Origin of the sequence: Pseudoxanthobacter sp. (assembly GCF_036822375.1) — a bacterium.
Classification (GTDB): domain Bacteria; phylum Pseudomonadota; class Alphaproteobacteria; order Rhizobiales; family Segnochrobactraceae; genus Pseudoxanthobacter.
In genome coordinates, this window is record NZ_DAISHT010000096.1 from 6,991 (window position 1) to 12,692 (window position 5,702).

A 5,702-nucleotide genomic window follows, 5' to 3' on the forward strand; every position below is an offset into this window, starting at 1 on the left:
GGGTGCCAGTTCCTGCCGCAGCGTTCATCCGCACCGTCGTCCTGTTTCCTGAAACCCGCCGCCCCGGATGCCGCAAACCGGCCCCGCACACCTGTTCTGCCGGTTGACCAGACACTTGTGGCGGTCTTATGCCCGAACAGGCAATAAAGCCCGGAAAGTCCGCTTCAGAAAGCCGCCCCCGTCAAGCCACACCGCCTCAGGAAGCGGTCTGAACCGGCGCGGCCGGCATCGCAACCCGTCGTCCGGGATGAACCGCAATCGCGGGCGGAACCGGGGCACCCTGCGGCACGCGGCGTAAGTGCGGATGTGCTGCGGCGCCGGTCTGTACCGGCAGGGTTTTCTTGCCCGCCGGGCGCGCCCCGGCGATAAGCAGGGATGCCGGGCGCGGGCGGCGACGGCGCGCGCCGCACTTGCGATGATGACGCCGCCGGCGGAAGCCAGAGAAGGGGCCATGCACATAAACCGAGACGAGCTGCATCATGCCCTGATGGATCTGGTCAGCGTGATGACGCGGCCGCAGCCCGACCAGCGCCTGCTGGCCGAAGCCGGGGTGCAGCTTGACCGGGCGCTGTTTCCGCTGCTGGTGCGCATCGGCCTTTACGGGCCGGTGGGCGTGGTCGATCTGGCCGAAATGGTCGGGCGCGATCACTCCACGGTCAGCCGCCAGCTTGCCCGCCTTGCCGAACAGGGGCTGATCGAGCGCAGCTGCGCCAGCCGCGATCAGCGCGTGCGCACGGCCGTTGCCACGCAGGCCGGGCGCGAAATGGTTGCCGCCATCGGCGCCGCCCGGCGCCGGCTCTATGCCAAGGTCCTCGCCGGCTGGAGCGAGGCCGACAAGGCCGCCCTCACCCGCCTGCTGCGCCGCTTTGCCGACGACATGGACCGCACGCTGGTCTGGCCGCCGCCGAAGGACGAGCCCGCACCGCCGGCGCCGGACACCGGACGCGGCGTTTGACCGCCCTCGCCCGCGCCGCCAGCCCCTTGCGGCGCTTCCGGGAACGGGTATGCGTTGGCGGACACCGCCGCCGGCCGGCCCGGGCCAGCGCGCTTATCGCCCGCACCGTGCCGGTAAACGGCAGAACCAGTGACGAACCGGCGGCCGCGCAGCCGCCCGCGGGGATGCAATGGCCGATCCGAATGCCGAGGGTGCGGACCCGCGCGCCGGGACCGACGATGCACCGGCCTTCCGCGAGGCCGCCGGGGCCATTGCGGAGGGCTTTCTGGCCGCCGTCCGCACCGCCCTTGCCGCCGGCGATGCGCCGGCCCTTGCCGTGCTGGCGGGCGACCTGCACGAGGCCGACCTTGCCGACCTGATCGCCGCCCTCGATGCCGACGAGCGCGTGCCGTTCGTGCGCCTGATGGGCGAGCGGCTCGATTTTACCGCCCTGACGGAACTCGACGAGAGCCTGCGCGTCGCCATCCTGCGCGCGCTGCCGCCGGAATTCGTCGCCGAGGGCCTTACGCGCATCGAATCGGACGATGCCGTCTACATTCTGGAAGACCTGAGCGAGGCGCAGAAAAACGCCATTCTGGCGCGCCTGCCGCATCTGGCCCGCATGCGCGTCAGCCGCTCGCTCGATTATCCCGACGAGACCGCCGGCCGGCGCATGCAGACCGAGTTCCTCGCCGTGCCGGGGTTCTGGACCGTGGGCCAGACCATCGACACCATCCGCGAGGACAACGACCTGCCGGAAGAGTTCTACGAGGTGTTCGTGGTCGATCCGGCCTACCGGCTGATCGGCACGGTCGCCCTCGACCGGCTGCTGCGCGCCCGCCGCGGCGCGCGGATGCGCGAGGTGATGCGCGAGAACCAGTTCACGGTGCGCGCAACGGAAGATCAGGAAGAGGTCGCCCAGCTCTTCAAGCGCTACAACCTGATGTCGGTGGCCGTGGTCGACGATGCCGCCCGTCTTGTCGGCATGCTCACCATCGACGATATCGTCGACGTGATCGAGCAGGAAGCGGAAGAGGATATCCGCGCGCTCGGCGGCGTCGGCGACGAGGAAATGTCCGACAGCGTGTTCTATGCCGCGCGCAGCCGCTTTCCGTGGCTGTTCGTCAACATGTTCACCGCCTTCCTCTCCGCCTCGGTCATCGCGATCTTTGACGAGACCATCTCCCACATGGTGGCGCTGGCGGTGCTGATGCCCATCGTCGCCTCGCTCGGCGGCAATTCCGGCACGCAGGCCATGACCGTGACGGTACGGGCGCTGGCGATGCGCGAACTGAGCCGCCACAATGCCCTGCGCGTGCTCGGCCGCGAAATGCTGGTGGCGCTGATGAACGGCGCGGTGATGGCGCTGATCGTCGGCGCCGTCGCCTCGCTGTGGTTCACCAACCACGAGGTCGGCCTCGTCATCGCCGCCGCGCTCGTCGCCAACGTGCTGACCGCCGGCTTCGTCGGCGTGGTCATTCCGCTGGCGCTCAGCGCCGTGCGCATCGATCCCGCCGTGGCCTCCGGCGTGCTGCTCACGGCCATCACCGACATGGTCGGCTTCTCCGCCTTCCTCGGGCTCTCCACATGGTGGTTCGCCCTCGCCGCCTGAAGGCGGCCGGCCCCGGATATCGGGCCTCCGGCCGCACCCCCGACTGTCAGGCCTCCGGCCACTTCCCGTGATATCAGGCCTCCGGCCTCATCCCCTGACTATCAGGCCTCCGGCCTCCTCCCCGGATATCAGGCCTCCGGCCTCCAGCCCGTCAGCGACAGCGCCGCCTGCATGTGCAGCGGCACCGGGGCCGTCACGTCCACGCGCCGGCCTTCCAGCGTGAAGGCGATGTGGCGGGCGTGCAGGTGCAGCCGGGCGCCGGTGCGCGGTGCACGGCCGTAGATGGCATCGCCCAGAATCGGAAAGCCGCTGTGGGCGGAGTGGATGCGAAGCTGATGCGTGCGGCCGGTGACGGGCACCATCTCCAGCCAGCTGAAGCCGCCGCCGCGCCCCAGAACGCGCCAGCGCGTGGCCGAGGGCTGGCCGCCTTGCGCATCCACCACCATCCACCAGCCGCGCTGGGCATCGCGCTTGCGCAGCGGCGCCTCGATCAGCCCTTCCTCGCCCGCCGGCCCGCCTTCCACGACCGCCCAGTAGGCCTTTTCCACCCCGCGCCCGGCAAAGAGCCGGCCAAGGGCGGCAATCGCTCCGGGCGTGCGCCCCAGCACGAGACAGCCGGAGGTCTCCTTGTCCAGCCGGTGGGCCAGTTGCGGCAGGCGCGGCGCGCCGAACCGCAGCGCCCCGAAACCGTCTTCCAGCACCAGCCCGCCTTTCGGCCCCTTGTGAACGGCGATGCCGGCCGGCTTGTCGAGCACGATCGCGGCCGGATCGCGATAGAGCACCCGCTCGCGCAGGCCGAGCGGGTCCGGCTCCTCCGCCGGTCCGTTGCCGGTTCCCCGGTGCTGCCCTGTCATGGCGAATCTCTTCCTTCTGGCGGCGCCCGCTTCCGGTGGCGCCCGCATGCGCTGTGCCCTCAGTTGCCACAGGCCGCGCGCCGGCGCCACCCGCGGTCGCTTTGCCCCGCGCAGGCGCAGGCTCTAGGCTGGCGGCCGCGAATCTTCTTCCCCTCCTTATCCCAGCGACAAGACGGCCAGCGATGATTGTGACCAGCGGCGAAACCGTGATGGACTTCTTTGCCGAAACCACGGCGGAGGGCGCAACCGTGTTCCGCCCGGTGCCGGGCGGCTCGCTATTCAATGTCGCCCTCGGCGCCGCCCGCCTCGGGGCCCCGACCGGCTATCTCTGGGCCATCTCCGACGATCTGTTCGGCGCCCCCTTCGCCGCACTGCTGCAGGAAGCCGGCGTCGATCCGCGCTGGATCGCCCGCACCGCCCGCCACGGCACCGTCGCCTTCGTCGACAACACCGGCCCGACCCCCGCCTTCACCCTGCTGGACGAAGGCAGCGCCGGCCGGCTGTTCGATCCGCAGGAGATGCCGCCGCTCGGCCCGCAGGTCAGCATTCTCCACACCGGTTCCTATGTTCTGGCCACGGAGCCGGTCGGCTCCCGGCTTGAAGCCCTGATCGAACGTGAGGCGCCTAACCGGCTGATTTCCTTGGATATCAACATCCGCCCCGGACTGATCGAAGATGCCGCCGCCTACCGCGCGCGGCTGGCACGGCTGATCGGACGGGCCAGCATCGTCAAGGCCAGCGAGGAGGACCTCGGCTGGTTCGCCCCCGGCCGTTCGCCGCTGGAGGTGGCGGAAGGCTGGATCGCCGGCGGCGCATCGCTGGCCGTCGTCACGCTCGGCGGCGACGGCGCCCTTGCCGTGTGCCGCGAGGCGGTGGCGCAGCGGCCCGGCCGGCGGGTCACCGTGGTCGATACCGTTGGCGCGGGCGACACGTTCATGGCCGGCCTGCTCGCCGGCCTCCACCACCGCGGCCTCGTCGACCGGGCACGGCTCGATGCCCTGACGCTCTCCGACATCGCCACCCTGACCGACAACGCGATTGCGGCTGCGGCCATCGTGTGCAGCCGGCGCGGCTGTGCGCTGCCGTGGCGCCACGAGGTTGCGGAGTTCGCCTGAACCATCTGAGAAACAACAAAAAAGGCGCCCCGAAAGGCGCCTTTTCAACGATCTTCAGCGGCAAAGGCCTCTTGCCGGCGAGCCGCCCGCTCAGCCGCGATCGCGCAGAAGGCGCGCTTTCTCGCGGTTCCACGTGCGCTCCTTCTCGGTCTCGCGCTTGTCGTGCAGCTTCTTGCCGCGGCCCAGCGCCAGTTCCACTTTCGCCCGGCCCTTGTCGTTGAAGTAGAGCTTCAGCGGAATAAGCGTCATGCCTTCGCGCTGCACGGCAATGGCCAGCTTGTGGATCTCGCGGCGATGCAGCAGCAGGCGGCGCGGCCGGCGGGTCTCGTGGTTGAACTGGTTGGCCTGCAGATATTCCGGGATATAGGCGTTGTAGAGGATGAGGTCGCCGCCATCCTCCGCCGCATAGGAATCGGCGATGTTCGCTTTGCCGGTGCGCAGCGACTTCACCTCGCTGCCGTGCAGTTCGATGCCGGCTTCGAGCGTGTCGACGATTTCATAATTGAAGCGCGCCTTGCGGTTGTCCGCAACCAGCGTTCTGGCCGGGGCGTTCGCGCGCGACGCAGCCATGATTGTCTCTCCCTCGGGCCGGTTTGCCGGGTGCGGGGCACCCGTCCGGTCATCTGCAGACGGCACACGGGCCGGAGGCCCGTGCGGCCCGCCACAGATAGGGACGCCGGGCATTCAAGTCCAGCGTCCCGTCAGATGCCGGTCCGTTGCCGGCTTTCAGATGAGGCCGGCGTGGGCCATCGCAGCGCGGATTTCGGCCTGCGTGGCCTCGCTCACCGGCACCAGCGGCAGGCGCAGCTCGTTGTGCAGCTTGCCGAGCAGCGACAGGGCATACTTGGCCCCGGTCGGGTTCGGCTCCAGGAACAGCGCGCGGTGCAACGGCATCAGCTGGTCCTGAAGGACGAGCGCAGCGGCATAATCGCCGGCCGCCGTGGCCGCCTGGAACGCCGCCACCAGCTTCGGCGCCACGTTGGACGTGACCGAGATGCAGCCGACGCCGCCATGGGCATTGAAGCCGAGGGCGGTGGCATCCTCACCGGAAAGCTGCACGAAATCCGGGCCGCAGGCCGCGCGCTGCAGGCTGACGCGGGCGAGGTTCGCCGTCGCATCCTTGACGCCCTTGATGGTCGGGCAGTCGCGGAAGAGACGGGCCATCGTCTCCGGCGTCATGTCGATCA

6 protein-coding genes are annotated in these 5,702 nt (G+C 69.9%); 3 read left to right on the plus strand and 3 right to left on the minus strand.

The window, feature by feature from the left end; translation table 11 throughout:
- Positions 1 to 451 precede the first annotated feature (451 nt).
- A complete protein-coding gene (locus V7067_RS10530) occupies positions 452 to 955 on the plus strand; it encodes a MarR family transcriptional regulator (RefSeq protein ID WP_334175856.1) in 504 nt (167 codons plus the stop codon).
- Between the two features lie 169 nt (positions 956 to 1,124).
- On the plus strand, positions 1,125 to 2,546 hold the full coding sequence (gene mgtE, locus V7067_RS10535; protein ID WP_334175857.1) for a magnesium transporter: 1,422 nt from the start codon (positions 1,125 to 1,127) through the stop codon (positions 2,544 to 2,546).
- Between the two features lie 128 nt (positions 2,547 to 2,674).
- Here mgtE and V7067_RS10540 read toward each other — a convergent pair whose 3' ends face one another.
- Positions 2,675 to 3,400 carry an RluA family pseudouridine synthase gene (locus V7067_RS10540; protein WP_334175858.1) on the minus strand — a complete coding sequence of 242 codons (726 nt, stop codon included), beginning with the start codon at positions 3,398 to 3,400 and terminating at the stop codon, positions 2,675 to 2,677.
- Between the two features lie 182 nt (positions 3,401 to 3,582).
- Here V7067_RS10540 and V7067_RS10545 point away from each other — a divergent pair, with 182 nt between their 5' ends.
- Complete coding sequence (locus V7067_RS10545) at positions 3,583 to 4,515, plus strand: carbohydrate kinase (RefSeq protein WP_334175859.1); 933 nt, start codon at positions 3,583 to 3,585, stop codon at positions 4,513 to 4,515.
- 90 nt (positions 4,516 to 4,605) lie between these two features.
- Here the strand turns inward: V7067_RS10545 and smpB are convergent, their stop codons facing one another.
- The gene (gene smpB / locus V7067_RS10550; RefSeq protein ID WP_334175860.1) at positions 4,606 to 5,085 is read right to left on the minus strand and encodes an SsrA-binding protein SmpB; all 480 of its coding nucleotides are present in this window, start codon (positions 5,083 to 5,085) and stop codon (positions 4,606 to 4,608) included.
- Between the two features lie 156 nt (positions 5,086 to 5,241).
- Positions 5,242 to 5,702: dihydrodipicolinate synthase family protein (locus tag V7067_RS10555; RefSeq protein WP_334175861.1), on the minus strand; the 461-nt coding region annotated here is incomplete at its 5' end.

What these genes read in the sequence shown, in the direction of transcription:
- V7067_RS10530 (WP_334175856.1), top strand. Translation starts at nt 452, where the DNA reads ATGCACATAAACCGAGACGAGCTGCATCATGCCCTGATGGATCTGGTC.
- mgtE (WP_334175857.1), top strand. Translation starts at nt 1,125, where the DNA reads ATGGCCGATCCGAATGCCGAGGGTGCGGACCCGCGCGCCGGGACCGAC.
- V7067_RS10540 (WP_334175858.1), bottom strand. Translation starts at nt 3,400, where the DNA reads ATGACAGGGCAGCACCGGGGAACCGGCAACGGACCGGCGGAGGAGCCG.
- V7067_RS10545 (WP_334175859.1), top strand. Translation starts at nt 3,583, where the DNA reads ATGATTGTGACCAGCGGCGAAACCGTGATGGACTTCTTTGCCGAAACC.
- smpB (WP_334175860.1), bottom strand. Translation starts at nt 5,085, where the DNA reads ATGGCTGCGTCGCGCGCGAACGCCCCGGCCAGAACGCTGGTTGCGGAC.